Here is a 25,045-nt window from a genome sequence, read left to right on the forward strand (position 1 = left end):
GGCGTCAAGGTTTGCAGTAGACCGATGGCATCAGCGGCCGCACCTGGCTGTTGATGTCGTTGAGCGTCTCGGAATGCCCGATCAGCAGGTGGCCGCCCGGCCGCAGCTGGCCCACCAGCCGGGCGACGACGCGACGCTTGGTGTCGTTGCTGAAATAGATCATCACGTTGCGCAGGAAGATCACGTCGAAGGCGGCCTGGGGCGGCAGCGTCTGGTCGAGGTTGATCTGCGTGAACTGCACCCGCTGCCGAAGTGTGCGCTGAACCAGCAGGGTGCCGGCCTGCTCGCCGGTGCCGCGCAGGCAAAAGCGTTGCAAATAGCCGAGCGGGATCTGCGTCGTGCGCTCGACCGGGTAGTGACCATAACGCGCCCTTTGCAGCACGCGGCTGCTGATGTCCGAGGCGACGACCTCCCAGGGCCGGTGCTCGCCCAGGCAGTCGGCCAGCACCATGGCAATGCTGTAGGCCTCCTCGCCGCTCGAGCAGGCGGCGCTCCAGACGCGCAGGCCGCGGCCCGCGTCGCGTGCCGCCAGGGCCCATTCGCGCAGCAGCTCGAAATGACGCGGCTCGCGGAAGAAATAGGTCTCGTTGGTGGTCAGCTGGTCGATGGCGATCTGGCGCTCCGCCGCCTGGCCCGGCTGGCTGAGCAGGGCCAGATAGTCGCTGTAGCTGTTCAGGTGGTGGTGGCGCAGGCGCTTTTCGAGGCGACCGCTGACCAGCACCTTCTTGCTGTCGGACAGGCTGATGCCGGCCGCTTCGTAGATGAAGGCCTGGAAGCGTGTGAACTCCTTGTCGCCGAGCTCGATCACATCAGGCGCCCCATCGCGCGTCGCATGGAGTTTGCGGGCCAGGCGCCGGGCCGCTCCCTAGCCGGCCCGCGCTGGCGATGTGCTTGCGGCTCAATGCCGCAAGCATCGCCGTCCCCGCGGGGGCTGAGGCCGGACACAAGGCGCCCGGTGGGCGGCTTGTGCCTGCCGAAGGGCTGCGGCTCAAGCCGCAGCGCGGTCTGCAAGACCGGCCAAGGTAATCCTTGGACGAGGGGCTCATGTTTCCGCGGGCTTGAGCGCCTGCAGCTGGTCCATCTCGTGCATGGACAGCACCTGTTCGATGTCCAGCAGGATGACGAACTTGCCGTTGACCTTGCCCATGCCGGCGATGAAATGCGGCGCGATGCGCATGCCAAAGCCCGGCGCCGGCTCGATGTCGGCGGGGCCAATCTCCTGCACCGCGTTGACCGAGTCCACGATGACGCCGATGACCTGCTGCTCCTCCTGGGCGCGCAGCTCGACGATGACGATGCAAGTGCGCTTGCTGGGCTCGGAGCTGGGCCGGCCGAAGCGCGCCGCCAGGTCCATGACGGGCACGACGGCGCCGCGCAGGTTGATGACGCCGCGTATCGTGCTCGGCATCATCGGCACGGGCGTCAGGCCGCCGTATTCGATGATCTCCTTGATGGCCAGGATGCCGATGGCGAAGACCTCGCCGCCGAGCATGAAGGTGAGGTATTGCTGGGGTTCGGCGGCGGCGCCCGCCGCGAGCTGACGGCCGCCGGCCTGGGTGACGAGGGCGTTCATGGGACCGGGTCCTCGAGGCTCAGTACTTGACGAACTGCGACTCGTCCGGCTCGACGTCGGAGAAGCCGGCGCGGGTGTCGGCCAGGCCGGCGCGAGCGATCGGTCGCTTGCCTGGCGCAGCAGGGCGGCGGCGCAGCGGCATCGAACGCCCGCCGCCGTCTACCTTGAAGAAGGCGATGGTGGCTTGCAGCTCCTCGGCCTGGCTGCTCATCTCCTCGGCCGTGGCGGCGAGCTGCTCGGAGCCGGCTGCATTCTGTTGCGTGGTCTGGCTGAGCTGGCTGACGGCCGAATTGATCTGGGCGACGCCGCTGGACTGCTCCTCGGAAGCGGCGGTGATTTCCTGCACCAGGTCGGAGGTCTTCCTGATGTTGGGCACGATGGCGTCCAGCAGCGTGCCGGCCCGCTCGGCGAGTTCGACACTGCTGCTGGCGACCTCGCCGATCTCCTGGGCCGCGACCTGGCTGCGCTCGGCCAGCTTGCGCACCTCGGCAGCGACGACAGCGAAGCCCTTGCCATGCTCGCCGGCGCGCGCCGCCTCGATGGCCGCGTTCAGCGCCAGCAGATTGGTCTGGTAGGCGATGTCGTCGATGATGACGATCTTCTTGGCGATCTGCTTCATGGCTGCAACGGTGGACTTGACCGCGTCGCCACCTTCGGCCGCCTCGGTGGCGGCCTTGCTGGCCATCGCATCGGTGACCTTGGCGTTCTCGGTGTTCTGGGCGATGGAGGCGGTCATCTGCTCGACCGAGGCGCTGGTCTCCTCGACGCCGGCGGCCTGCTCGCTGGTCGCCTGCGACAGCGACTGGGCCGTCGCGCTGACCTGCTCGGCGGCGCCGGTGATGCCCTCGGCGCCGCTGCTCACTTCGGAGACGACCTGGCTGAGCTTCTCGACCATGGTCTTCATGGCAGCCAGCAGGCTCCTGGTGTCGCCCGGCTTGGTCTGGATGTCGACGGTCAGGTTGCCGGCCGCCACCTCACTCACCATGGCCGCCGCGTAGCCGGGCTCGCCACCGAGCTGTGCCATCAGATTGCGGATGATGACGAACGCAAACAGCGCGCCGAGCACCAAACCGCCAACGATCAGGGCGATGTTGACCTTGAAGGTTGCAGCGGCCTGCGCGGTCGCTTCCTCGTACTCCTGCTTGGCGACGTTTTCCTGCAGCTCGCGCAGCTTGGACAAGGCGGTGCGGGCGGTGCGAAACGGGGACTCGCTGCCCGGCACCTTCTCCACCGCAGCCTTCAGGTTGCCGGCTCTGACCAGCGACAGGACCTGCCCGCGTGCCTCGGTGTAGGCCCCCCAGCTCTGCTGCAGCTCGTCGGCCAGCCGCTTCTCCTCGGGCGTCAGAGTGGTGGCCAGATAGGCCTTCATCTGGCCGTTGAAGATCTCTTCCTGCTTGACGATGGTCTGCATGAAGGGTTCGGCTTCCTGCGCCTTGTCGGCCTCGGCAGACTTCTGCGTGTTGATCCGGATCTGATAGGCGGCATCGGCAATCTTGCTGAGCTGGACCAGCGCGATCGTGCGGTCTTCGTAGACCGTCTTGAGCTTGTCGTTGCTGAACTGCATGCCACGCAGGCCGGCAAAGCCGATCAGCAGCATTGCAATCGCCATCACTGCGACCAGCAGGCCCAGTCGCATCGCGACGGTCATCTTGTTGAGCATGGTTCTTCCTTTCGAAGGGGCGGACTCAATGGGCTCGTGCGGCGTGAGCGATGTTGGCGAGCTGGTGACGCTGGCTGGTCTGGTGCAGCAGCGCGGCGACATCCAGGATCAGCGCGACGGCGCCGGTGCCAAGGATGGTCGAGCCGCTGATGCACTTGACCTGCTGGAAGACCCCGCTCAGCGGCTTGATGACAGTCTGGAACTCACCCAGCAGCGCGTCGACCACCAGGCCGGCGCGCTGGCCGGCGTGCTGGATGACGACGACGCTCTCGCGCCGCGCTGGCGCCGCGTCGATGTCGAAGAACTCGCGCAGCTTCACGAAGGGCAGCACCTCGCCGCGCAGATTGCAATAGTCGTGGCCGGACTCGGTGCTGAATTCGATGCATTCCTCGATCAGGTCCAGCGGCACGACGAAGACGGAGTCGCCGACCTTGACGAGGAAGCCGTCGATGATGGCCAGCGTCAGCGGCAGTCGCACGCTGACGGTGGTGCCCTGGCCCTCGGCGCTGCGTATGCCCACGGTGCCGCGCAGCGCGGTGATGTTGCGTTTGACGACGTCCATGCCGACGCCGCGGCCGGACAAATTGGTGACCTGTTCCGCCGTCGAGAAGCCCGGTTCGAAGATCAGTTCGTAGACCTCGGCGTCGCTCAGCCGCGCCTCGGCATCGACGAGGCCGCGCTCGATGGCCTTGGCCAGGATGCGCTCGCGCTTGAGGCCGCCACCATCGTCGCTGACCTCGATGACGATGCTGCCCGAGTCGTGGAAGGCGTTGAGCTTGACCAGGCCCTTGGCTGCCTTGCCGCGCGCCAGGCGGGCCTCGGCCGGCTCGATGCCGTGGTCGATGGCGTTGCGCACCAGGTGCAGCAGCGGGTCGCCGATCTTCTCGACGACGGTCTTGTCCAGCTCGGCGTCCTCGCCGCTGACCTGCAGCGCGATGTCCTTGCCGATCTCGCGCGACACGTCGTGCACGACGCGCTGGAACTTGTTGAAGGTGGCGCCGATCTTGACCATGCGCAGCTGCAGCGCGCCGTCGCGCACCTCCTGAACCAGGCCCGCCATGCGCGAGGTGGCCTCCTGCAGTTCGGGGTTGCGCACCTGGCGGGCCAGCAGGTCAGCACTGGCGCCGGCGATGATGAGCTCGCCGACCAGGTTGATGAGATGGTCCAGCCGGTCGGCATCGACGCGGATGGAGCGGTTTTCCTGGCTGCGCGTCTCGCTGCTCTGGCGCTGCTTGGCCAGGGCGGCATCCACGACGGCCGGCGGCACGGCCTGCTGCTCGATGAGGATGGCGCCGAGCTTTTGTTCCACGCCGCCAGCAGCGCCGCTCTCGGCCTGGGCGGCCAGCGCGGCCTCGAGCTCGCGTGCGGTGACGCTGCCGCAGTTGATCAGGATCTCGCCCAGGCGCGCGGGCTCCTCGGGCAGGCCTTTGATGAGGGCCACATAGTCTTCGACGCGGCTGTTCGGCGGCAGGATGCGCAGGCTGCAGTCGTCCTGCACGAACTCGAACACGCCTTCGATGGTGGCCTTGTCGGCTTTGCTCTGCAGCGCGATCTCGAAGCCGAGATAGCAGCTTTCCGGGTCCATGTCGTCGGCATCCGCGGGCAGGGCGTCGGCCAGCGTCACCAGCGCGGCGATGCGGCCGATCTGGCCCAGGTAGCGGATGAAGGACAGCGGGTCCATGCCGATGCGCAGCACGTCGCGGCTGAAGCGCAGCGACAGATGCCAGAGTTCCTCCGTCGTGCCGGCCCCATCCTGGCGGGCGATCCTCTCCACCTCGGCCAGCGGCACCTCGGGCACGGCCAGGGCCGAGGAGCCCGACTCCAGCCAGCGGGTCAGCTGCGCAATGAGCAGCTCGGCATTGCGCGCGCTGGCGGCATCCTCCTCGGTCTGGCCGGCCTCCAGCCGGTCGGTCAGCACGGTCAGGTGGTCACAGCAGGACAGCAGCAGCACGACCAGCTCGTCACCTATGGCCAGCTTGCCATCGCGGACCTGGTCGAGCAGGCTTTCCACCACATGGGTGAAGCTGACGAAATGGTCCAGGCCGAACAGGCCGGCCGAGCCCTTGATGGTGTGGGCGGCGCGGAAGATGGCATTGACCGCCTCCTCCGGTTGGCTGGCCTGTTCGATGCCGAGCAGGGCGGTCTCCATGTCGGCCAGCAGTTCGCGGCATTCGGCGATGAAGGTCTGCAGGGCGGCATCAAGATCCATGGCGACCTCCGGCGGCTGGCGCGGCCACGATCAGCGGGTCGCCGAAATAGGCGGCCACGTTGAGCAGTTCGAACACCTCCAGCACGGCCGGGCTGTGCCCGACCAGGCGCAGCTCGCGCTGCAGGGCGCGCGCCTGCTGCTTGGCCAGCATCAGCAGCTGCAGGCCGGCAGTGTCGAATTCGGTGACGGCGGACAGGTCGATCTCCAGCCCGCCTTCGGCCGCCCCGAGCGCCTGTAGCAGCACGGGCTTGAGTTCGGCTGCACGGTAGATGCTCAGCTCGCCGTCCAGGCGCAGGGGCGCGGCGCTCACTGGTGCACCCTTCGCGCTGCGCGCTGTCCCGCTGAGCGGGAGCGAGCTTGCTTGGGGCGGCCCGGCGCGGCGCTCACGGCAGCACCAGCTTCTGCACGGCGTTGAGCATGACCTCGGGCCGGAAGGGCTTGACCACCCAGGCCTTGGCGCCCGCAGCCTGCCCCTCCGCCTTCTTGGACTCTGCGGACTCGGTCGTCAGCATGATGACCGGCGTGAAGCGGTAGGCCGGCATGGCCTTCATGGCCTTGACGAAGCTGATGCCGTCCATATTGGGCATGTTCACGTCGCTGATGACGAGGTGGATCTTCTGGCCGTTGAGCTTGGTCAGCGCGTCACGGCCATCACAACCCTCGATGACGGTGTAGCCCGCACCCTTGAGGGCGATGCCCACGACCTGTCGCAGCGAGGCGGAGTCGTCCACCACCAGGATCGTTTTGCTCATGCTGGTTGTTCCTAGAAGAGGGCCTAGAAGAAAGTGATCTCGTCTGCAGCGGCCGGGGCGGGCGCGCTGGCGCTGGCGCCGCCGCGGTGCACCTTGCGTTCATCGGCCATTGCATAGGTTTTCTCAAGGGAGGCCAGCAGACTTTTTGCATCCAGCGGGCGCAACCGGCCCTGGCTCTCGTACTCGTCCTGCAAGGCGCGCATGGCCGGCGGCACCGCGTCGATGCTGTCGCGCACATGGCTCATGACCTGGCTGATGCGGTCCTGGAACTGCAGGTGCACCAGGGCCTCGCTGATCTCCTGTTGCAGATAGTCGCGGCCGCTCTTCAGGTGGCTGCCGGACTCGACGAGTGCGTCGGTGGAGCGTCGGAACTGCTGCAGCACGGTGTCGATGATCTGGGCCGAATGGGTGGTGGCGGCGTCGTCCTGGACCCGTGACTTGGCGGCAGCGGCGCTGGTGGCCGCGATCGCCTCGCTGATCATCGTCACCTTGGCGGCGATGTTGCGGCCGGTGTCGGCCGACATCTGCGACAGCTGCCTGACCTCCTGGGCCACGACGGCGAAGCTGCGCCCCTGCTCGCCGGCGCGCGCGGCCTCGATGGCGGCGTTCAGCGCCAGCAGATTGGTCTGCTGGGCGATGCGGGCCACGGCCGCCGCCATGTCCTGCAGCTCGCGGATGTATTGCTCCAGCGCCTGGATCTTGGCCAGCATCTCGGCCTTGCCACCCATGGCCTCTTCCAGCGACTTCACGACCTGGCCGAGATCACGCTCGCCCTGGGCGAACACCGCCACCAGGCCACCCTCGCCGTTGGCGATGGAGTCGGCCGCCATGTCAGACAGGCGTGCGGTCTGGTCCAGCTGCTGGACGATGCCGGCGAAGCGCTCGGCCAGCGCCGAGATCGCTGTCTCGACCTGGCCGCGGGTGGATTCGATGTGGCCGCTCCAGACCGGTAACAGCGTCTCGCCCAGCTGCCGTTCGCCGTCCAGATAAGCCTGGACGTCGGCGCGCTGACCAGCCTGCCAGCGGCCGAGGCTGCTCGTCAGCGCAAGGCCGGCGGCTGCCAGGGCCAGGGCCAGGATGATGGGCAGCAGGCCGAGGCCGCCACAGCCCAGCACCGCCAGGGCCGCGGCGAACCCCAGGCCCAATGGCGCAAAGCGCTGCCAGGCGGCCGGGGCCGAGGTGCTGGCCGAGCTGTCGTGAACTCGCATGCGCTGTCTCCCGTTGGCTTCTCCCGTCCGGGGGTATCAGCGCCGGGCGGCCTTGAGCTGGATCGCATTGTTTCGACCTGCCTCGGTCCCTTTCGAGGCCCTGGCAAGCCGGCAATTTACCCCTGCCGGTCCCCCGGCGGGGCGAATCCTTCCCCAGGGAATCCCTTGCTGAGCCTGCTCTCTTGAAGCGGGCGTGCCAAACGTCACTGTGCGTGGCGCCATCCGGCGCTCGCGCAGGGTTTCAGGCGTGGGTGTCCAGGCCATCGACCAGGCGCTGGCACAGCCGCGCGTCGGTCAGCTTCTCCAGCCACCAGGCCAGGGCGCGACCGTCGCTGGCTCGCCAGCCGACGTAGAGCGTGTTGGGCTCGCGCGGCACGGCCACCTGCTTTTGCACCAGCTCGCCGCGCTTGAGCAGCGAGGCCACGCGCGCCTCGGGCAGCCAACCCACGCCCAGGCCCGTACGCTGGGCGGCGATCTTGGCGGCCATGCTGGGCAAGGCCAGCCGGGCCTGGCCGGCGCCGTGACCATAGGCCCGGCCGTCGTTGCGGCGTGAGGTGTCGGCCACGACGACGGCGCGGTGGGCCTGCATCTGCTCGGCGCTCAGCGGCTCGCGCGCCTTGGCCAGGGGGTGGCGCGGCGCCACGGCGTAGACCCAGCGCAGGGAGCCCAGCTCGCGCCATTGCACGCTCATGCCGGCCGGCGGCTCGTTGGTGGCGCCGATGACGAGGTCGGCCCGACCCTCGGCCAGAGCCTCCCAGGTGCCGCCCAGCACCTCGTGAGTGATGCGCAGGCTGACGCCGGAGTCGAGCGCATCGAAGTCGCGAATGACGGGCAGCAGGCTGTCGAACTCGATCAGCTCGTCGGTGACGATCCACAGCCGGTCCTCCCAGCCCTTGGCCACCTGGGTGACGCGGCGCGTCAGGCGCTGCATGTCGTCGCGCAGCCGCGTGGCCTCGCGCACCAGCAGGGCGCCGGCGGGCGTGAGCTGCAGCCGGTAGCGGCGGCGGTCGAAGAGCAGGGCGTCGAAGCGGCCTTCGATCTGGCGCAGCGTGTACGAGACGGTCGACGGGGCCTTGCCCAGGCTGGCCGCGGCGCGCGTCAGGCTGCCGCTGGCAAGGATGGCCTCCATCAACTGGATCTCGTCGTCGCTGAGCATGTTCGAAAGCCTTGCACGTGTTGACCAACGCGGCCGGACGTCAAAAAAGGGTGCGCGGCCGAGTATCGAGTCCACGGCAGACAAGCCGCTCAACCGCAAACCCAAAGGAAACCATCATGTCGACACGCTTCACCCACAAGACCGTCCTCGTCACCGGCGGCACCTCCGGCATCGGCCTGGCCGCCGCTCGCGCCTTCAAGGCCGAAGGCGCCCATGTCATCGTCACCGCCCGCCCGGGCAAGCAGCACGAGGCCGAAGGCTTCGAGCTGGTGGCGCTGGATGCGTCTGACGTGCTCGGCGCCCGCGCGCTGGGTGCCCACCTCGCCGCCGCCGGCCGTCAGCTGGATGCCGTCTTCGTCAACGCCGGCATCGCCGAGTTCGCCTCCCTGGCCGATGCCAGCGAAGACCTGTGGGACCGCACGTTCAACACCAATGCCAAGGGCGCCTTCTTCCTGATCCAGGCACTGCGCCCGGTGCTGGCCAGGGGCGCGTCCATCGTGCTGAACGGCTCCATCAATGCCCACATCGGCATGCCCAACTCGGCCATCTACGCCGCCAGCAAGGCCGCGCTGATCTCCATGGCCAAGACGCTGTCGGCCGAGTTGCTGCCCCAAGGCGCCCGCGTCAACGTCATCAGCCCCGGCCCGGTGACCACGCCGCTGTACGGCAAGCTGGGCTTTGACGCCGACACGCTGACGCAGGTCGCCGCGCAGATCCAGAGTCAGGTGCCGCTGGGCCGCTTCGGTACACCGGATGAGATCGCGTCCACCGTGCTGCATCTGGCCGCGCCCGAATCGGCCTTCATCGTCGGCACGGAAATCGTTGTCGACGGCGGCATGAGCCAACTTTAAGGAGCGAGAACCATGAAGCGCTTCATCTCCACCATCGCCGCCTTGCTGTTCGCAGCAGGCGTGCATGCCGCCACCATCGAAGACCGCAGCGCCACCGCCAACGGCGTGCAACTGCGCTATCTGCAGGCCGGTGCCGGCAGCGAGACGCCGGTCGTGCTGCTGCACGGCTACACCGAGACCAGCCATATGTGGCGGCCGCTGATCGACAAGCTGGCCGACCGCCGCGTCGTCATCGCACCCGACCTGCGCGGCGCTGGTGGCTCGGCCAAGCCCGACGGCGTCTACGACAAGAAGACCTTGGCGCAGGACGTGCACGCCCTCGTCAAGGGCCTGGGCCATCGCAAGGTCAAGGTGGTGGGCCACGACATCGGCCTGATGGTGGCCTATGCCTATGCGGCTCAGTTCCCGGACGAGGTGGAAAGCATCGTGCTGATGGACGCCTTCCTGCCTGGCGTGGGCGACTGGAAGAACGTCTGGCTGCTTCGCGACCTGTGGCATTTCCACTTCCACGGCGACACCGCGCTGCAGCTGGTGGCGGGCCGCGAGCGCATCTACTTCGAGCATTTCTGGAACGACTTCGCGGCCGACAAGACGCGCTCGCTGTCCGAGGCCGACCGGCAGTTCTACACGGCAGCCTATGCCCAACCGGGCGGCATGAAGGCGGGCTTCGGCTACTTCAAGGCTTTCGAGCAGGATGCGGCCGACTTCGCCGGCTTCGCCAAGGTCAAGCTGCAGCAGCCCATGCTGGTGCTGACCGGCGAGAAGGCCTCGGGCAGCTTCCTGATCGAGCAGGCCAAGCTGGTGGATGACAAGGTCGAAGGCGTCGTCATCCAGGGCTCGGGCCACTGGCTGATGGAAGAGGCGCCGGCGCAAGTCATACCCAGGCTGGTGGACTTCCTGAACCGTCGCTGACCCCAGGCGGCGTGGATTGAGACAATCGCGGAGTTCCATAGCTTCGCGATTGCCATGACCACCCGCACCGTCTTCGGCGCCTGCCCCCACGACTGCCCCGACACCTGCGCGATGCAGATCACCGTCGAGAACGAACGCGTCATCAAGGTGCAGGGCCGCGCCGACCATCCCAACACCCATGGCGCGCTGTGCACCAAGGTCTCGCGCTACCCCGAACGCACCTATCACGCCGAGCGCCTGCTGCACCCGCTCAAGCGCGTCAGCAAGAAGACCGAGGCGCCGGCCTTCGTGCAGGTGAGCTGGACCGAAGCCATCGCCGACATCGCCGCGCGGCTCAAGGCAGTGAAAGACCCGCAGACCATCCAGCCTTACAGCTATGCCGGCACCATGGGCCTGATCCAGGGCGAGGCGATGGCCGGCCGGTTGTGGAACGCTTTGGGCGCCGCGCGCCTGGACCGGACCATCTGCGCCTCCGCCGGCGGCGCCGGCCTGACCGCCACCTATGGCCACAAGCTGGGCATGCACACGCGGCACTTCGCGGGCGCCAAGCTCATCGTCATCTGGGGCAGCAACAGCATCGCATCCAATCTGCATTTCTGGACCTATGCCAACCAGGCCAAGCGCGAAGGCGCCAAGCTGATCTGCATCGACCCGCGCAAGACCGAGACGGCCGACAAATGTCATCAACACATCGCCGTGCTGCCTGGCACGGACGGCGCGCTGGCCCTGGGCCTGATGCATGAGCTGATCCAGAACGGCTGGCTGGATCAGGACTACATAGACAACTACGTGGACGGCTGGGACGAGCTGCGCGCCAAGGCCCTGGCCTGGCCGCCGGAGCGTGTGGCCGAGACTTGTGGCATCACAGCTGACGAAGTGCGCGCCCTGGCCCGCGACTACGCCACCACCAAGCCCGCTGCCATCCGCATGAACTACGGCCTGCAGCGCGTGCGTGGCGGTGGCAATGCGGTGCGCCTGATCGCGCTGCTGCCCTGCCTGACCGGCGCCTGGCGCCACCAGAGCGGCGGCGTGCTGTTGTCGGCCTCGGGCTGGAACGCGCCCTACAAGAACGCGAATCTGGAGCGGCCCGACCTGCTCGCCGGCCGCAACCCGCGCATGGTCAACATGAGCACCATCGGCGACGCACTGCTGCAGGCCGACCCGCCCATAGCGGCGCTGATCGTCTACAACAGCAACCCGGCCGCCGTGGCGCCCGAGTCGCCCAAGGTCATCAAGGGCTTCCAGCGCGAAGACCTGTTCACCGTCGTCCTCGAGCACTTCATGACCGACACGGCCGACTTGGCCGACTATGTGCTGCCGGCCACGACCCAGCTCGAGCATCTGGACGTGCACACCTCCTACGGCCACACCGATGTGCTGATGAACCAGGCGGCCATAGCGCCGCTCGGCGAGGCCAAGACCAACACGCAGATCTTCCGCGAGCTGGCCGCGGCGATGGGCCTGACCGATCCCTGCTTCATGAACAGCGACGAGGACCTGGCCGCCCAGGCCTTCACGTCCGACATCGACATGGACTTGCTGCGCAGCCAGGGCTGGCAGCCGCTGCCCATTGCCGAGGCCCCGTTTGCGCAAGGCGGTTTCCGCACCCCCAATGGCCGCGCCCAGGCGGCGGGTGCGGATTTCGTGCCGAACTATGAGAGTGCGCAAAGCTCACCGGAGCTGGCCGCACGCTACCCGCTGGCCATGATCTCGCCGCCGGCGCGCAACTTCCTGAACAGCAGTTTCGTGAACGTGAAGAGCCTGCGCGACATCGAGGGCGAGCCCATCATCGAGATGCATGCCGACGACGCCACGGCGCGCGGCCTGGCCGATGGCGCGCTGGTCTCAGCCTTCAACGACCGCGGCCGTTATGTGGCCACGCTCAAGGTCAGCAAGCGCGCGCGGCCCGGCGTCGTCAACGGCCTGGGCGTGTGGTGGCGCAAGCTGGGCGTGCAGGGCAGCAATGTCAACGAGGTCACGCACCAGCGCCTGACCGACATGGGCAATGCGCCGGCTTTCTACGACTGCCTGGTGCAGGTCGAAGCGGCCTGAACGCCTACTCCATTTTCTTGGTGATTCTTAACGCCCGGGCTAGGGGCGGCTAACGGTTTGACGCCAGGGTGGCTCCCGCACAATGCGCGCCGCGGCGTGCGCACAAGGGTGCGGCGCAGGAATGAAAAAGACAGGGAGAACCATGAAGAGCCGTTTCAACGGTGGGCTGCGCCATGCGCTGGCGGCCTGTGGGCTGGTGTTGCTTGCCGCCTGTGGCGGTGGTGGTGGCGGAGGCGGCACGCCGACGCCCCCCGCGCCGGTCGTGCCCGACCCGGTCGTGCGCCCCAGTGCCTCGGCCAGCCAGCTCTATGCGGGTGAGTATGTGCAGTTCACCGCCGGCGACGTCCAGTCCGGCGTCAGCTGGCGCTGGGAATTCAGCGATGGTGGCGTGGCCGATGGCCTGGTCGTGGAGCGGCGCTTCGCCCAGGCGGGCAGCTTCACCGCCACGGCCGTGGGTCAGAACAGTGCCGGCACGACGGTGCGGGCCAGCACCACCGTGCAGGTCGAGGCGGCACCCGCGAAGCTGGCGCGCGCCGACGGCGCGCTGCTGCCGGGCTGCAGCGGCCTGCACTGCGCGGTCGCAGCCGATGGGCGCTATGCCGGCAGCGGCACGGGCGTCTGGCGCCTGCGCAATGCCGGCACCACGTCGCAGTTGGTCGACGTGGACATCGCCAATGTGAAGGCCGGGCAGGCCGTGACGCTGGTCTTCAGCAACGGCCGTAGCAGCGACGCCACCGAGCTGCCCAAGGGTGGCAGCATCGCTTTGGCCGGCCTGAGCGCAATGCCGGGCGCCCGCACGCTGGCGGCGCTTGATTCGGACGGCGCGCAGGCCGGCGAGGCCCGCCATGACGCCAGGCACGCCCGCATGCTCAGCCAGATGCGCCAGCAGTGGCTTGACGACCAGCAGGACGAGCTTCGGCCGCCGCAGGCCCCGCCGGCCGGCGAGCCGCGCCGCCGTGCGCTGGCGGCCACCGAGGTGGGCAGCACGCGGGTCTGGAACGACCTCTACGACGACCCCGCCAAGCCAGTGCCCTTCACGGCCAGCGTGCTGAGCACCTGCAGCACCGGAGGCGCAGGCGGTAGCCGCCGCCTCGTCTTCTGGGTGGATCAGGAACTGACCTCGGCCCGCACCATCGAGGCCGCACAGGTCGAGCCGCTCAAGCGCAGCTTCTGCGGCGACCAGGGCGGCTATGCGCGCGTCATTGCCCTGCTCGGCGATGTGTGGGGTGGCAGCGAGGTGGCCAACCGGCCCTGGCTGGTGCAGGAAAGCGCCGCACAGCCCCAGGACATGAACATCGTCATCACCAACCACATGGGTGCCGACAGTGGCGCCGCCGGCTACTTCTACGGCCTCAACAACTCCTATCGCTGGCGCAGCAGCCGCTATGCGAATTCCAACGAAGCGCTCGCCTTCTTCATGAGCGGCACCGGCCTGGCCAGCAACCCGACCTTCTACACCTCCACGCTGGTGCACGAGCTGACACACATGGTGAACTACCACCAGCGCTCGATCCAGCGCGGCGTCGCCCACGACACCTGGCTGGAGGAAACCTCGGCCATGGCCACCGAAGACCTGCTGGCCGAGACCGTCACGCCGGGCGTGAACAAGATCGTCGGCTCGCGACTGCCCAGCTATCTGCGTTCGGGCGGCAGCACGTCCATGATCGACTGGCTGGACAGCGCGGACACCGTGAACTACGGCGTCGGCGGCAGCCTGGCGGCCTTCCTGAACCGCCGCTACGGCAGCATCTGGGCGCGGCAACTGGTGACCGATTGCGGCAGCAGCGCCACCAGCTACACCTGCCTGGACACGCTGCTCAAGCGCGCCGGCAGCGATGGCCTCGCCGACGAGTGGGAGCGCCTGGGCAGCAGCGTGTTCGGTGGCATGCCGCAGCGCCATGCAGCCTGGGGCTATGGTTTCCCGCAGGTGCAATGGGACGGCTTCTGGCTGATGGGCGCCGACACCGCACAACAGGCCAACAGCCGCAAGGCCGCGCCCCTGGATGGCCTGACACGCTTCGGCAGCACCGGCCACACCTATCTGGACGACAGCGTGCCGGTGGGCGCCACGCGCTATGTGCGCCGTGGCGTGCGCGTGCCCGCGGGCACCGTGCTGACGGTGGTGCTGCGCTGAGGGGATGAGCCTGGCGTGGTGGACTGACGGTAACCTTGGGCGCATGACGTTTTCCCGCGCCTTGCTCGCCGCCGCCGCCGTGCTGGCCTTGAGTGGCTGCAGCGCCGTCGGCCACTGGGGCCAGGCGGCCGGTGGTCATCTGGGCATCGTGCGCGCGGCCAAGCCGATCGAGGACTGGCTGGCCGACCCGGCAACACCACCCGAGCTGGCGGAGCGTCTCAAACTGTCGCAGCAGATGCGCGACTACGCCAGCAGCCAGCTCGCGCTGCCGGAGAACAACAGCTACCGCCGCTACGCCGACCTCAAGCGGCCGGCCGTCGTCTGGAACATCGTCGCCGCCCCCGAGTTCGGCTTCCAGCTCAAGACCTGGTGCTATCCCATCATGGGCTGCGCCGGCTACCAGGGCTGGTTCGACCGCGATGCCGCCCAGGCCCATGCCGACGAACTCAAGGCCGAGGGCTGGGAGGTGCAGGTGCAGCCCATTCCGGCCTATTCGACGCTGGGCTGGAGCCGCTGGTTCGGTGGCGACCCGCTGCTGAACACCTTCATCCGCTATCCCGAGGGCGAGCTGGCGGCCATGATCTTCCACGAGCTGACCCACCAGCGCGTCTACACCAGCGACGACACCGGCTTCAACGAGGCCTATGCCAGCGCCGTCGAGATGCTCGGTGCGCGGCAATGGCTGGCCGCCAAGCCCGAGGCGCTGGCCGCCTTCGAGGCCGGCCGTGCGCGGCGGGCACGCTTCCTCGCATTGGCGCGCGAAGGGCGGGACAAGCTCAAGGCCGTCTACGCCGGCCCGGCCGAGTCCCGCGCCACGGGCAAGGCCGCCGTCATGGCCGAGCTGCGCGAACGCGCGCCCAAGGAAGCGCCGGGCTACGAGGTCTGGTTCCAGCGCGCCAACAACGCCAGCTTTGCCATCCTGTCGGCGTACGACGAACTGGTGCCGGCCTTCATGCGGCTGTTCGAGCGCGAGGGGCGGGACTGGGTGAAGTTTCACGCTGCCGTCGAGCGGCTGAAGCCACTGGCGCGGGAGGAGCGCCGGGCTACATTGCGCAGCCAAGGAGGTCCTGATGTCCCTGATCCTCAGACGCGCACGGCCCACTGACGCGCAGGCCGTGGCGGAGCAACTGGCCGCGCCCGACATCTTTCCCGGCCTGCTGCAAGTGCCTTTTGCGCATGTGGAGCTGTGGGAGCAAAGGCTCAAGACGCCGCCCGTGGCGGGCTCGCCCGAGCTCTTCCTCGTCGCCGAACGCGAAGGCCGCGTCATCGGCAGCGCCGGCCTGCATCCCGCGGCCACCCAGCTGCGCCGGCGTCACGCCATGATGATGGGTATCTCGGTGCTGTCGGAAGCCCAGGGCCAGGGCGTGGCCAGCGCGTTGATGAAGGCGCTGCTGGACTACGCCGACAACTGGGCGCAGGTGCTGCGCGTCGAACTGACCGTCTTCCACGACAACGAGCGCGCCATCCGCCTCTACGAGCGCCATGGCTTCGAGCACGAGGGGCGCTTCAAGGCCTATGCGCTGCGCGACGGGGTTTACGTAGATGCGCTGGCGATGGCGCGGCTGCATCCGAGGCAGCCGTTGGTGCGGCAATCCGGCGCGTGACGGTCTCTCAGCCGGGGTAGGAAAACGGCTCAATCTGAACAAACGGCTTCACCTGAAGGCGAAAGCCGAATGGAGCCGCTGAGCTTTCGTCGAAGCGACCAGTGAATGCATTGGCGCCGGCGAATTCGATGTGCGTTCCTCGTTTGTCATGAACGACTCGCGCCGCCGGGCAATCGAGCAGGTTCATCTTGAGAACGGGCTGCTCCTGTTGGCCGCAAGTGATCAGGATGGACACATCGCCGACCAGCGGAAAGATGGCCATTTCCAGGACGAAGTTCGATCGCGCCATCCTGTAGGTGAAAGATATGCCGTATTCACCCTCGAGAGGAACGGTTTCGAGAACGTCAAGGAAATCGACGGGGTTCCAAACTAGCGCTGGCATGGGCGAATCAGGAAGGCATTCGGCTCGAAGTATTCATGGCAACGCCTGTCCCCGCGCCGCCACATACAGCCGGTACCACTCGTCCCTGCTCAGCTGAATCCTGGTCGCATCGGCGCAGGCGCGGATGCGTTCCGCATTGCCGCTGCCAATGACCGGCTGGATGCCCGCCGGATGCCGCAGCAGCCAGGCGAGCAGCACCGCATTGGCCGTCGTGCGATGCGCTTCAGCAATCTCATGAACGACCCTGGCTGCCGCTGAGGCCGCCGGATCATTGAAGCGCCCCTGCGCCAGCGAGCCCCAGGCCTGCAGCTGCACGCCGTGCTGCTGCGCGTATTCCAGCGTGCCACCCCAGGCGATGCCACCGGGTCGCGTCGCGGCCTGCGGGTCGTTGAAGGTGGTGCCGACGTCGAGGGCGTCCAGCTTGGCCAGGCTCAGCTCCAGCTGGTTGGCGACGATGGGCTCGGCGAGCGCCGTCTGCAGCCAGCGCATCTGGCCTGCGTGCATGTTCGACACGCCCAGATGACCCACCTTGCCGGCCGCCTTGAGGCGGCCGAAGGCGCGGGCGACCTCGGCGGGCTCCATCAGCGCGTCGGGGCGGTGCAGCAGCAGGATGTCGATGCGTTCGACGGCCAGGCGCTTCAGGATGCCGTCGACGCTGTGCTCGATGTAGTCGGCGCTGAGGTCGTAGCGGCCCGGGTTGGTGTCATCGGCGAAGCGGATGCCGCATTTGCTCTGCAGCCTGACCTTGGCGCGCAGCCCGGCATCGCGCTTGAGCAGTTCGCCGAACACGGCCTCGGCCTTGCCGCGGCGGTAGATGTCGGCGTGGTCGAAGAGCTTGACACCGATCTCCAGCGCCGCCTCGACGGCCGCGTGGGCCTGGGCGACGTCGGCTTCGGTGATGGGGTCACCGCCCCAATCGCCGCCGAGGGCCATGCAGCCGTAGACCAGCGGGCCAACGTCGATGAGGTGGGCGTTCAGGGGCAGGGGGCGGATCATGTTCAGGCTATCGATGTGGGACCGGAATCATGCGCCAGCGGGTGGTTGTTACGCCAGCCGAACAGGCCGGCCAGCGCGGCAGCCAGGCCGGCGACGACGGCCGTGATGCTGGCGAGGTGCAGCAGGCGGCGGCGCTGGCGGGCGCTCAGCATGGCCTTGCGCGCCGGGTTGCCGGAGAGATCGTGAATCAGCGCGATCTCGTGCTGGCGCTCGTCGATGATGCGGCCCAGTTCGCTGCCCACCTCGAGGCGCCGCGCGAGCTCGCGCACGGCATCCAGCTCGCGCTGCCGGATGCGCAGGCCCGGCGCCTTCAGCGGGCTGCCCATGGCGCGTGCGCGCAGGAACAAGGCCTTGGCGGCGAGGCGGTCGGGCTGGCAACCCCAGCCGGCGTCCAGGCAGCTGGCGAGGTTGAAGGTGGCGTCGGCATGGCCCATGGCCGCGGCGGCGGTGTACAGGGCCACGCCGCGCGGCGCGTCCGGGTCGCCTCCCCAGCCGGCGACGAGGATGCGGCCCAGGTGGAACTTGGCCGTCAGGCTGCCTTCCCTGGACGCGTTCTCCATGCCCTCGCGAGCCTTGGCGGGGTCGCGCGGCAGGCCCGTGCCCTCGAGCTGGCAAAGGGCGAGCAGCGCCATGCCTTCGGCGTCGCCCGCATCGGCGGCGACGCGGAACCAGTAGACGGCCTGCTCATGATCGGGCTCGGCCGCGCGGAAATGCACCAGCCCCTCGATGAGCGGGTCCTGGACGAGCGGGTCGGGGTCGGCAAGGCGCATGGATCCTCCCTGGACTTCAGCTGGCTTGGCGCCAGGCTTTTAGGCGGCGAAGTATGCGTGCAAATGCGACGCCGGCGGTAGAGTGCGCGGCACGAGACAAGGAGAGCCGCCGATGGCTGAGATCCGCATCCACCGAGACCACGAGCTGGGCCTGAAGAAGGCCCGCGAGATTGCCTGGAAGTGGGCCGAGCAGGTCGAAGAGAAGTTCGACATGGAATGCACGGTGCACGAGGGCGACGACGGCGACACCGTGGAGTTCACGCGCTCCGGCGTGAAGGGCGAATTGACCGTGGCAGCCGACCATTTCGACCTGGTCGCCCAGCTCGGCTTCCTGCTCGGGGCCTTCAAGAAGACCATCGAGGGCGAGATCGAGAAGGAACTCGACGCGCTGCTGGCGGCCGGGGCCAAGAAAAAGGCGGCGGCCAAAAAGAAACCGGCCTGAGCAAAGGCCCGGCCGGTTCCTGGTGAGGCGGTGGAGCCGCTTACTTCAGAGATTCGATGAGATCGACGTACTGCTGCATCGCGTCATCGGTCGACGTGCCCTTGAGCTCGTTCCAGGCGTCCCACTTGGCGCGACCGACCATGTCGGTGAAGCCGGGGCGCTTGCCGTCGACGTCGCCGGCGCTGCCCTGCTTGTAGAGGGCGTAGAGCTTCAGCAGCGTCATGTTGTCCGGCCGCTCGGGCAGGTCCTTGGAGCCGGCAACGGCGGCTTCGAATTGGTCTTTCAGGCTCACGGGGGTTCTCCAGGCTGATTCGCGGGGTTCGACTTGGTCACAATCGAACGACGGGCCGCCGAGTTTAGGCCCGGCCAATAACGATTCCGAGGAGACGCATGGGCCCCAGCAGCGAACGCATGTCCAAGGTGGATACCGCCTGGCTGCGCATGGACACCGAGGCCAATCTGATGATGATCGTCGGGGTCTGGTCCATCCGCCCCGGCATCACTTTGGCCGCCCTGCGCGAGCGGGTGGCCGAGCGGCTCTTGCAGTACCCGCGCTTCCGGCAGAGGGTCGTCGAGGACGCCCTGCTCGGTGCCCAATGGGTGACGGACCGCGACTTCGACATCGCCCGCCATGTCGTCGCCGAGGTGCCGCTGCCGCTGCGCGGCCAGAGCCGCGACGAGGTGCTGCGTGAGCGCGTGGGCGAGCTGTGCTCTGAAGCGCTGGACCCGGCTCACCCGCTGTGGCAGTTCCAGCTCATCGAGGACATGGGTGACGGCACCAGCGCGCTGATCGCCCGCATCCATCACTGCATCGCCGACGGCATTGCGCTGATCGCCGTCATGCTGTCCATCACCGACGGCGGCAAGGCGCCGCCCAAGCGCGCGGCGAAGGAGCCGGAAGAAGCCGACTGGCTGCTGGACGCCTTCCTGCGCCCCATGAGCAACCTGACCGTCAAGGCCATCGGCATGACGGGCAAGGGCGTGGCCAAAGGGGTGGACCTGGCCATGCGCGGTGACACGCCGATGGATTCATCGCTGGAGATGGCCCGCATGGGCTACCAGGCCGTGTCCGACGTGGCGGCCTTTGCGTTGATGCCCGACGACTCGCCGACGCGCCTCAAGGGCAAGCCCGGCACCACCAAGACGGTGGCCTGGGACGACAGCTTGGCGCTGGACGAGGTCAAGGCCGTCGGCAAGGCGCTGGGCGCGTCCATCAACGACGTGCTGCTGGCCTGCGCGGCCGGCGCCATCGGCCGCTATCTCGCCGACAAGGGCGAGGACCCGGCGGGCAAGGAGATCCGCGCCATGGTGCCGGTCAACCTGCGCCCGCTGGAGCAGGCCTGGCAGCTCGGCAACCGTTTCGGCCTCGTGCCGCTGGTGCTGCCCATCGGCATCGCCAACCCCATCGAGCGGCTGTTCGCGGTGCGGGCACGCATGAGCGAGCTCAAGGGCAGCTTCCAGCCGGTGATGGCCTTCGGGCTGCTGTCGGTGGCCGGCCTGCTGATCAAGCCGGTGCAGCACGCGATGCTCAACCTCTTCGCCAAGAAGGCGACGGCGGTCATGACCAATGTGCCCGGCCCGGCCGAGGCGCTGAAGTTCTGCGGCTCGACGGTCGAGAAGGTGATGTTCTGGGTGCCGCAGTCCGGCGACATCGGCATGGGGGTCAGCATCCTGACCTATGCCGGCCGCGTTCAGTTCGGCCTCATCACCGACACCGGCCTGTGCCCCGACCCCGAGGCCATCATCGCCAACTTCGCACCGGAGTTCGAGAAGCTGCTGATGCTGTCGCTGATGATGCCCTGGGAAGCCTGAGCCCCTCGTCCAAGGAGTACCTTGGCCGGTCCCCCGAGGTGACGGCGATGCGTGTCGGATCGACCGACACGCACATCGCCGTGGCGGGCCGGCTAGGGAGCGGCCCGGCGCTCGGCCCGGGGGGCAAACTCACTTGGCCTTCGCGGGCCCAGACGCCGCGGCGCCGGGCTTCTTCGCCTTGGCCTTCTTGCCGGCCCCGGTCGGGTAGGCCATCGTCACCGTGGCCGGGTCCGCCTTCTCGAGGTAGGCGGCGTACTGCGCTTCGTCGCAGGGCTGGGCGTTGTTGTAGTAGCGGTTGTCGCCCTTGTAGCGTTCACCGCTGAACGCCGGGGCGGGGCTGCCGGTCGGGTAGTAGGCGCTGTAGCTGGCGTAGCTCTGCGCGCAGCCTTCGCGCAACGTCGCCTGCGCGTAGTCGGCAGGCGTGTCGGCAAAGGCGGGGAGGGCAGACACCAGAGCGGCAATTGCGGCTGCGAGGGTTCTCATGGCGACCTCCAAACTGCCAGAGGCAGTGGTGGGAGATTACGCCTAGCCGGCCGCAAATGCACGCATGCTGTGCCCCCCGTTCTCAGCGGCCCGCAGCTTGTCGGGGGACACGCCGCAAAAAACAAAAGGCGCTCCGAAGAGCGCCTTGTTTTGCCGAAGGGTCTAAACGATCAGCAGCGATTCACGAGCGAATCACAGACGGAAGGGTTCGGCCTTCTTCTTGGGCGCGGTCGGGCGGCCGGCGGCGGTCGGGTAGGCAGCCATCACCTTGGCCGGATCGGCCTTGTCCAGGTAGGCGGCGTACTGGCCTTCGGTGCAAGCCAGCAGCTTGCCGGGCTTGGCTTCGCCCTTGTACTTGCCGTTGGCGTAGACGAACTGGTATTCGTTGGACGAGACCGGCGTGCCGATGCTGCTGGTGTCGGTGTAGCTCTTGGCGCACTCGGCGCGCAGCTCGGCTTGCTCGGGGGTCGCGTTGTTGGCGGCCTGGGCGGCAAAGACGGTGACGGCAGCGAAAGCGGGGATCAGGAACTTCATGGTGCGGTCTCGTTTGGGGGGTGGCTGATGGAGACGAAGCTTACGCCGCCGTGCGCTGACTTGCACCCCCGGAGGCGCGGGAGATCGGGTTGTGACGGAGTTCACGACCGGTTGTCGGCATCGTGACTTATGCCCGCTTCTTTGCAAAGAAGCGGGCGTTCGCGAGGCGTCGGACAGGACGCAGGTCCTGTCCTCGGTCCGCGCTCACTCCTCGAGTTCTTCCTTCGCGAGCTCGATGTCGAGCAGCTCCATTGCGTCCATCGCGTCGCAGCCGGCCGCGTCGGCGTACAGCTTTTCGGCTTCCTTCATGCGCTTGTCGCCCTCCAGCATGACGAGGCCGTTGGCGCGCTCGATCATCGCGATGGCGCTGGTCGGGTTGAGCTTGATGGCCTGCTCGAACATCTTCAGGCCGGTGGCCGTGTCGGCACCCTGGGTGCGGCCCAGCAGCTTGCCGACCTTGTCGATGACCTCGGCGTGGAAGGCGCCCAGCGCGATGTGGGCGTCGGCATGCTTGGGTGCGAGCTCGATGGTGGTTTCGAGCGCGTTCTTGACCTTGCTGCCCAGGCCCTGGGCCAGCGCCTTGGCGACGCTGATGCCCTGGCCGTAGCGACCGATCGCATAGGCCTGCCAGTAGTAAGCGTTGGGATTCTTGGGCTCCTCGCCTTGCTGCGCTTCGGCACGCTCGGCGATCTCCAGGAACATCTCCAGCTTCACCTTCTCCTTCTTCTCGAGGTAGTTGGCGTAGATGCCCTGGGCCTTGTTGGCGACCGTGATGCCGGCGCCACCGGCGGCCAGGCCCGCGTCATAGGCAGCCTGGAATTCACCGGCGTGGAAATGGATCCAGGCCTGCACGACGGCGGCGTCCTTGGGGAAGGGTTCGGCATCGCCGGCATGCAGCCTGGCCCAGTGCTTCTTCAGCGTGGCCGCCGTGTAGACGAAGGCGCTGTTGTCGTAGGGAAAGGCGGTCCACTTGGCCATGGCTTGTCTCCTATTGGTAGTTGCCGGCGAGCTTGAACAGATGATCCTTGGATGCGGGCTCAAGGTAGGGTAGCAGCAGGCTCAGCGCGTGGAAGGCGCCGCGCATCAGTGCGGCGCCCGCGCGGTCGGGCTCCAGTGCACGGCGCGGGTCGCGCACGTATTCGTAGCTCAGCCAGTAGCTGACGACGACGACCATGGCGTTGGCCGTCGGCGCGGCTTCGCGCAGGTCCATCTTCAGCGCGCCGCCCAGGTGCAGGCCCGACAGCACATGGCGCATGGCCTGCTCCTTGCCTGCGAGCAGCGTCTGGAAGTGCGTCTCCAGTCGGCGGTTCTTGAACAGCAGGTCGTTCAGGTCGCGGTAGAGGAAGCGGTGCTTCCAGATCAGCTCGAACAGCATGTGGAAGAACAGCCAGGCGTCCTCCACATTGCGCACGTTGTCGGCGGCGGCCAGCAACTCGTTGAGCTCGGCCTCGTAGCGGCCGAACAGCGCATTGACGAGCTCGTCCTTGGCCGGGTAGTGGTAGTAGAGATTGCCCGGGCTGATCTTCAGTTCGGCCGAGATCAGCGTCGTCGACACATTGGGCTCACCGAAGCTGTTGAAGAGCTCCAGGGTGACCTCCAGGATGCGTTCGGCGGTGCGGCGGGGGCGTTTGGGGGTCGGCATGCTCAGGGCATTCTGGCAGCGATCAGCACCGAAATAGGGACGACTTTTAGAATCGCGCCCCATGCCGAATTCAGCCTCCCCGCCCGCCATCTCCTTCGAGAACGTCAAGAAAACATACCGGGGAGGGCAGGTGAAGGCGCTGGACGGCGTCAGCTTCGACATCCACTGCGGTGAATTCTTCGGCCTGCTGGGGCCCAACGGCGCCGGCAAGACGACGCTGATCAGCGTGCTGGCCGGCCTGGCCAAGGCCACCGAGGGCCGTGTGCGCGTGATGGGCCACGATGTTGTCGACGACTACGCCGCTGCCCGCAAGGCCCTGGGCGTGGTGCCGCAGGAACTGGTGTTCGACCCCTTCTTCAGCGTGCGCGAGTCGCTGCGCATCCAGAGCGGCTATTTCGGCGTGCATGGCAACGACGACTGGATCGACGAGCTGCTGCACAACCTGGGCCTGACCGACAAGGCCAACGCCAACATGCGCCAGCTGTCGGGTGGCATGAAGCGCCGCGTGCTGGTGGCTCAGGCCCTCGTGCACCGCCCGCCCGTCATCGTGCTGGACGAGCCCACCGCCGGTGTCGACGTCGAGTTGCGCCAGACGTTGTGGCAGTTCATCGCCCGCCTCAACAAGGAAGGCCACACGGTGCTGCTGACGACGCACTACCTCGAAGAAGCCGAGGCCCTGTGCCAGCGCATCGGCATGCTGAAGAACGGCCGCATCGTCGCGCTGGACCGCACCTCGCAGCTGCTGGCCGGCACCGCATCGACGATGCTGCGCTTCAAGACCGATGCGGCGCTACCGCCGGACATTGCGGCGCGCGCCCGGGTGACGGGCCGCATCGTGCAGGTGACGGCGCATGACGCCGCCGAGGTCGAGACCACGCTGGCCGCGCTGCGCGCCGCGGGCGTGCCCGTCGAAGACCTGGAGATCGGCCGTGCCGACCTCGAAGACGTGTTCCTTGAAATCATGCAGGGAGAACACGCATGAATGGCGCCTCCACCCTCTTCAAGAAGGAAGTGCTGCGCTTCTGGAAGGTTGCCTTCCAGACCGTCTGCGCCCCGGTGCTGACGGCCGTCATGTACCTGCTCGTCTTCGGCCACACGCTGGAAGACCATGTGAAGGTCTACGACAGCGTCGGCTACACGCAGTTCCTGATCCCCGGCCTGGTGATGATGAGCGTGCTGCAGAACGCCTTCGCCAACAGCTCGTCCAGCCTGATCCAGAGCAAGATCACCGGCAACCTGATCTTCCTGCTGCTGACGCCGCTGTCGCCTTCGGCCTGGTTCGTCGCCTACGTGGGCGCCGCCGTCGTGCGCGGCCTGGCGGTGGGGGCGGGCGTGCTGCTGGTGACGGCCTGGTTCGCGCCGCCGGGCCTGGACAACGTCCTGTGGGTGCTGACCTTCACGGTGCTGGGCGCCGGCCTGATGGGCACGCTTGGGCTCATCGCCGGCCTCTGGGCCGAGAAGTTCGATCAGCTCGCGGCCTTCCAGAACTTCATCATCATGCCGATGACGTTCCTGTCGGGCGTCTTCTACTCGGTGCATTCGCTGCCCGGCTTCTGGCAGGGCATCAGCCACCTGAACCCCTTCTTCTACATGATCGACGGCTTCCGTCGCGGCTTTTTCGGGGTCAGCGATGTGTCGCCGTGGCTGAGCCTGGGCGTCGTCGGCGTGAGCTTCGCGGTCACCGCCGGACTGGCCTTGTCGCTGCTGAAGCGGGGCTACAAGATCAGGTCATGAGGGGCGAGACCCTCGACTGAGGGGCCCCCGTATCGGTGCGCCGCGGCCATTTCGCCGGGCTGCCGCCCCTACGATTTCGGATTCACCAAAAAGATCAGCGCTGACTCGGCACCGCATGACGCTGCCGGCGCGCGAGGGA

The 25,045-nt window shown here is 67.7% G+C and carries 26 protein-coding genes; 10 read left to right on the forward strand and 16 right to left on the reverse strand.

Annotated features, from left to right (window positions below; translation table 11 throughout):
• Positions 1 to 4: 4 nt before the first annotated feature.
• The 8 genes from AC1D2H_RS17870 to AC1D2H_RS17905 all read right to left on the reverse strand — a co-directional run bounded on the left by AC1D2H_RS17870 (position 5) and on the right by AC1D2H_RS17905 (position 8,558).
• Positions 5 to 808 carry a CheR family methyltransferase gene (locus tag AC1D2H_RS17870; protein ID WP_478011907.1) on the reverse strand — a complete coding sequence of 268 codons (804 nt, stop codon included), beginning with the start codon at positions 806 to 808 and terminating at the stop codon, positions 5 to 7.
• Positions 809 to 1,042: 234 nt separating this feature from the next.
• Complete coding sequence (locus AC1D2H_RS17875; RefSeq protein WP_477935821.1) at positions 1,043 to 1,573, reverse strand: chemotaxis protein CheW; 531 nt, start codon at positions 1,571 to 1,573, stop codon at positions 1,043 to 1,045.
• 19 nt (positions 1,574 to 1,592) lie between these two features.
• The gene (locus AC1D2H_RS17880; RefSeq protein ID WP_477935819.1) at positions 1,593 to 3,233 is read right to left on the reverse strand and encodes a methyl-accepting chemotaxis protein; all 1,641 of its coding nucleotides are present in this window, start codon (positions 3,231 to 3,233) and stop codon (positions 1,593 to 1,595) included.
• Positions 3,234 to 3,258: 25 nt separating this feature from the next.
• Positions 3,259 to 5,442, reverse strand: coding sequence for a chemotaxis protein CheA (locus AC1D2H_RS17885; RefSeq protein WP_478011908.1), 2,184 nt, complete (start codon positions 5,440 to 5,442; stop codon positions 3,259 to 3,261).
• Entirely contained in the window at positions 5,432 to 5,752 is a 321-nt protein-coding gene (locus tag AC1D2H_RS17890; RefSeq protein WP_477935815.1) for an STAS domain-containing protein, read from the reverse strand. Before AC1D2H_RS17890 ends, AC1D2H_RS17885 begins: the two co-directional genes overlap by 11 nt.
• A 73-nt stretch (positions 5,753 to 5,825) precedes the next feature.
• Positions 5,826 to 6,194 carry a response regulator gene (locus AC1D2H_RS17895; protein WP_477935813.1) on the reverse strand — a complete coding sequence of 123 codons (369 nt, stop codon included), beginning with the start codon at positions 6,192 to 6,194 and terminating at the stop codon, positions 5,826 to 5,828.
• Between the two features lie 23 nt (positions 6,195 to 6,217).
• Entirely contained in the window at positions 6,218 to 7,402 is a 1,185-nt protein-coding gene (locus AC1D2H_RS17900; RefSeq protein ID WP_478011909.1) for a methyl-accepting chemotaxis protein, read from the reverse strand.
• A 241-nt stretch (positions 7,403 to 7,643) separates the two neighbouring features.
• Positions 7,644 to 8,558 (reverse strand): LysR family transcriptional regulator, encoded by a 915-nt coding sequence (locus AC1D2H_RS17905; RefSeq protein ID WP_478011910.1) that lies wholly within the window; start codon positions 8,556 to 8,558, stop codon positions 7,644 to 7,646.
• Positions 8,559 to 8,674: 116 nt separating this feature from the next.
• Here AC1D2H_RS17905 and AC1D2H_RS17910 point away from each other — a divergent pair, with 116 nt between their 5' ends.
• The 6 genes from AC1D2H_RS17910 (at position 8,675) to AC1D2H_RS17935 (ending at position 16,111) form a co-directional block, all read left to right on the forward strand.
• Positions 8,675 to 9,409 carry an SDR family oxidoreductase gene (locus tag AC1D2H_RS17910; RefSeq protein WP_478011911.1) on the forward strand — a complete coding sequence of 245 codons (735 nt, stop codon included), beginning with the start codon at positions 8,675 to 8,677 and terminating at the stop codon, positions 9,407 to 9,409.
• Between the two features lie 12 nt (positions 9,410 to 9,421).
• Positions 9,422 to 10,321, forward strand: a complete 900-nt coding sequence (locus AC1D2H_RS17915) for an alpha/beta fold hydrolase (protein WP_478011912.1) — start codon at positions 9,422 to 9,424, stop codon at positions 10,319 to 10,321.
• A 54-nt stretch (positions 10,322 to 10,375) separates the two neighbouring features.
• On the forward strand, positions 10,376 to 12,373 hold the full coding sequence (locus tag AC1D2H_RS17920; protein WP_478011913.1) for a molybdopterin-containing oxidoreductase family protein: 1,998 nt from the start codon (positions 10,376 to 10,378) through the stop codon (positions 12,371 to 12,373).
• 142 nt (positions 12,374 to 12,515) lie between these two features.
• Positions 12,516 to 14,507, forward strand: a complete 1,992-nt coding sequence (locus AC1D2H_RS17925) for a M30 family zinc metallopeptidase (protein WP_478011914.1) — start codon at positions 12,516 to 12,518, stop codon at positions 14,505 to 14,507.
• Positions 14,508 to 14,550: 43 nt separating this feature from the next.
• On the forward strand, positions 14,551 to 15,612 hold the full coding sequence (locus AC1D2H_RS17930) for an aminopeptidase (RefSeq protein ID WP_478011915.1): 1,062 nt from the start codon (positions 14,551 to 14,553) through the stop codon (positions 15,610 to 15,612).
• The gene (locus AC1D2H_RS17935; RefSeq protein WP_478011916.1) at positions 15,578 to 16,111 is read left to right on the forward strand and encodes a GNAT family N-acetyltransferase; all 534 of its coding nucleotides are present in this window, start codon (positions 15,578 to 15,580) and stop codon (positions 16,109 to 16,111) included. The genes AC1D2H_RS17930 and AC1D2H_RS17935 overlap by 35 nt, the downstream gene beginning before the upstream one ends.
• 7 nt (positions 16,112 to 16,118) lie before the next feature.
• Here the strand turns inward: AC1D2H_RS17935 and AC1D2H_RS17940 are convergent, their stop codons facing one another.
• Genes AC1D2H_RS17940 through AC1D2H_RS17950 form a run of 3 tightly spaced genes read right to left on the reverse strand, consistent with a single transcriptional unit; the run spans position 16,119 to position 18,259 of the window.
• Complete coding sequence (locus AC1D2H_RS17940; RefSeq protein ID WP_478011917.1) at positions 16,119 to 16,493, reverse strand: hypothetical protein; 375 nt, start codon at positions 16,491 to 16,493, stop codon at positions 16,119 to 16,121.
• Between the two features lie 33 nt (positions 16,494 to 16,526).
• Complete coding sequence (locus AC1D2H_RS17945) at positions 16,527 to 17,489, reverse strand: aldo/keto reductase (RefSeq protein ID WP_478011918.1); 963 nt, start codon at positions 17,487 to 17,489, stop codon at positions 16,527 to 16,529.
• A gap of 2 nt (positions 17,490 to 17,491) precedes the next feature.
• Complete coding sequence (locus tag AC1D2H_RS17950) at positions 17,492 to 18,259, reverse strand: tetratricopeptide repeat protein (protein WP_478011919.1); 768 nt, start codon at positions 18,257 to 18,259, stop codon at positions 17,492 to 17,494.
• A 112-nt stretch (positions 18,260 to 18,371) separates the two neighbouring features.
• Here AC1D2H_RS17950 and AC1D2H_RS17955 point away from each other — a divergent pair, with 112 nt between their 5' ends.
• Complete coding sequence (locus tag AC1D2H_RS17955) at positions 18,372 to 18,701, forward strand: polyhydroxyalkanoic acid system family protein (protein ID WP_477935791.1); 330 nt, start codon at positions 18,372 to 18,374, stop codon at positions 18,699 to 18,701.
• 40 nt (positions 18,702 to 18,741) lie between these two features.
• Here the strand turns inward: AC1D2H_RS17955 and AC1D2H_RS17960 are convergent, their stop codons facing one another.
• Complete coding sequence (locus AC1D2H_RS17960; protein ID WP_477935789.1) at positions 18,742 to 18,993, reverse strand: acyl-CoA-binding protein; 252 nt, start codon at positions 18,991 to 18,993, stop codon at positions 18,742 to 18,744.
• 98 nt (positions 18,994 to 19,091) lie between these two features.
• Between AC1D2H_RS17960 and AC1D2H_RS17965 the strand changes: the two genes are divergently transcribed.
• Positions 19,092 to 20,513 (forward strand): wax ester/triacylglycerol synthase family O-acyltransferase, encoded by a 1,422-nt coding sequence (locus tag AC1D2H_RS17965; RefSeq protein WP_477935787.1) that lies wholly within the window; start codon positions 19,092 to 19,094, stop codon positions 20,511 to 20,513.
• Positions 20,514 to 20,642: 129 nt separating this feature from the next.
• Here the strand turns inward: AC1D2H_RS17965 and AC1D2H_RS17970 are convergent, their stop codons facing one another.
• The 4 genes from AC1D2H_RS17970 to AC1D2H_RS17985 all read right to left on the reverse strand — a co-directional run bounded on the left by AC1D2H_RS17970 (position 20,643) and on the right by AC1D2H_RS17985 (position 23,172).
• The gene (locus AC1D2H_RS17970) at positions 20,643 to 20,996 is read right to left on the reverse strand and encodes a hypothetical protein (RefSeq protein ID WP_478011920.1); all 354 of its coding nucleotides are present in this window, start codon (positions 20,994 to 20,996) and stop codon (positions 20,643 to 20,645) included.
• Between the two features lie 192 nt (positions 20,997 to 21,188).
• Positions 21,189 to 21,530 (reverse strand): hypothetical protein, encoded by a 342-nt coding sequence (locus tag AC1D2H_RS17975; RefSeq protein ID WP_477935783.1) that lies wholly within the window; start codon positions 21,528 to 21,530, stop codon positions 21,189 to 21,191.
• Between the two features lie 204 nt (positions 21,531 to 21,734).
• Positions 21,735 to 22,508, reverse strand: coding sequence for a hypothetical protein (locus AC1D2H_RS17980; protein ID WP_478011921.1), 774 nt, complete (start codon positions 22,506 to 22,508; stop codon positions 21,735 to 21,737).
• A 10-nt stretch (positions 22,509 to 22,518) separates the two neighbouring features.
• Complete coding sequence (locus tag AC1D2H_RS17985; protein WP_477935780.1) at positions 22,519 to 23,172, reverse strand: TetR/AcrR family transcriptional regulator; 654 nt, start codon at positions 23,170 to 23,172, stop codon at positions 22,519 to 22,521.
• Between the two features lie 61 nt (positions 23,173 to 23,233).
• Here AC1D2H_RS17985 and AC1D2H_RS17990 point away from each other — a divergent pair, with 61 nt between their 5' ends.
• Together AC1D2H_RS17990 and AC1D2H_RS17995 are read left to right on the forward strand one after the other, a co-directional pair.
• On the forward strand, positions 23,234 to 24,154 hold the full coding sequence (locus AC1D2H_RS17990) for an ABC transporter ATP-binding protein (protein ID WP_477935778.1): 921 nt from the start codon (positions 23,234 to 23,236) through the stop codon (positions 24,152 to 24,154).
• Complete coding sequence (locus AC1D2H_RS17995; protein ID WP_477935776.1) at positions 24,151 to 24,906, forward strand: ABC transporter permease; 756 nt, start codon at positions 24,151 to 24,153, stop codon at positions 24,904 to 24,906. The genes AC1D2H_RS17990 and AC1D2H_RS17995 overlap by 4 nt, the downstream gene beginning before the upstream one ends.
• The last annotated feature ends 139 nt before the right edge of the window (positions 24,907 to 25,045 follow it).

The sequence above is a fragment of the Roseateles sp. P1_C1_2 genome, from assembly GCF_056406535.1.

Excerpts from the sequence above, each read along its gene's own strand:
- AC1D2H_RS17935 (WP_478011916.1), top strand. The coding sequence starts at position 15,578 with ATGTCCCTGATCCTCAGACGCGCACGGCCCACTGACGCGCAGGCCGTG.
- AC1D2H_RS17930 (WP_478011915.1), top strand. The coding sequence starts at position 14,551 with ATGACGTTTTCCCGCGCCTTGCTCGCCGCCGCCGCCGTGCTGGCCTTG.
- AC1D2H_RS17895 (WP_477935813.1), bottom strand. The coding sequence starts at position 6,194 with ATGAGCAAAACGATCCTGGTGGTGGACGACTCCGCCTCGCTGCGACAG.
- AC1D2H_RS17910 (WP_478011911.1), top strand. The coding sequence starts at position 8,675 with ATGTCGACACGCTTCACCCACAAGACCGTCCTCGTCACCGGCGGCACC.
- AC1D2H_RS17945 (WP_478011918.1), bottom strand. The coding sequence starts at position 17,489 with ATGATCCGCCCCCTGCCCCTGAACGCCCACCTCATCGACGTTGGCCCG.
- AC1D2H_RS17875 (WP_477935821.1), bottom strand. The coding sequence starts at position 1,573 with ATGAACGCCCTCGTCACCCAGGCCGGCGGCCGTCAGCTCGCGGCGGGC.
- AC1D2H_RS17990 (WP_477935778.1), top strand. The coding sequence starts at position 23,234 with ATGCCGAATTCAGCCTCCCCGCCCGCCATCTCCTTCGAGAACGTCAAG.
- AC1D2H_RS17915 (WP_478011912.1), top strand. The coding sequence starts at position 9,422 with ATGAAGCGCTTCATCTCCACCATCGCCGCCTTGCTGTTCGCAGCAGGC.
- AC1D2H_RS17995 (WP_477935776.1), top strand. The coding sequence starts at position 24,151 with ATGAATGGCGCCTCCACCCTCTTCAAGAAGGAAGTGCTGCGCTTCTGG.
- AC1D2H_RS17900 (WP_478011909.1), bottom strand. The coding sequence starts at position 7,402 with ATGCGAGTTCACGACAGCTCGGCCAGCACCTCGGCCCCGGCCGCCTGG.
- AC1D2H_RS17885 (WP_478011908.1), bottom strand. The coding sequence starts at position 5,442 with ATGGATCTTGATGCCGCCCTGCAGACCTTCATCGCCGAATGCCGCGAA.
- AC1D2H_RS17970 (WP_478011920.1), bottom strand. The coding sequence starts at position 20,996 with ATGAGAACCCTCGCAGCCGCAATTGCCGCTCTGGTGTCTGCCCTCCCC.
- AC1D2H_RS17975 (WP_477935783.1), bottom strand. The coding sequence starts at position 21,530 with ATGAAGTTCCTGATCCCCGCTTTCGCTGCCGTCACCGTCTTTGCCGCC.
- AC1D2H_RS17985 (WP_477935780.1), bottom strand. The coding sequence starts at position 23,172 with ATGCCGACCCCCAAACGCCCCCGCCGCACCGCCGAACGCATCCTGGAG.
- AC1D2H_RS17955 (WP_477935791.1), top strand. The coding sequence starts at position 18,372 with ATGGCTGAGATCCGCATCCACCGAGACCACGAGCTGGGCCTGAAGAAG.
- AC1D2H_RS17905 (WP_478011910.1), bottom strand. The coding sequence starts at position 8,558 with ATGCTCAGCGACGACGAGATCCAGTTGATGGAGGCCATCCTTGCCAGC.
- AC1D2H_RS17880 (WP_477935819.1), bottom strand. The coding sequence starts at position 3,233 with ATGCTCAACAAGATGACCGTCGCGATGCGACTGGGCCTGCTGGTCGCA.
- AC1D2H_RS17980 (WP_478011921.1), bottom strand. The coding sequence starts at position 22,508 with ATGGCCAAGTGGACCGCCTTTCCCTACGACAACAGCGCCTTCGTCTAC.
- AC1D2H_RS17965 (WP_477935787.1), top strand. The coding sequence starts at position 19,092 with ATGGGCCCCAGCAGCGAACGCATGTCCAAGGTGGATACCGCCTGGCTG.
- AC1D2H_RS17940 (WP_478011917.1), bottom strand. The coding sequence starts at position 16,493 with ATGCCAGCGCTAGTTTGGAACCCCGTCGATTTCCTTGACGTTCTCGAA.
- AC1D2H_RS17950 (WP_478011919.1), bottom strand. The coding sequence starts at position 18,259 with ATGCGCCTTGCCGACCCCGACCCGCTCGTCCAGGACCCGCTCATCGAG.
- AC1D2H_RS17920 (WP_478011913.1), top strand. The coding sequence starts at position 10,376 with ATGACCACCCGCACCGTCTTCGGCGCCTGCCCCCACGACTGCCCCGAC.
- AC1D2H_RS17925 (WP_478011914.1), top strand. The coding sequence starts at position 12,516 with ATGAAGAGCCGTTTCAACGGTGGGCTGCGCCATGCGCTGGCGGCCTGT.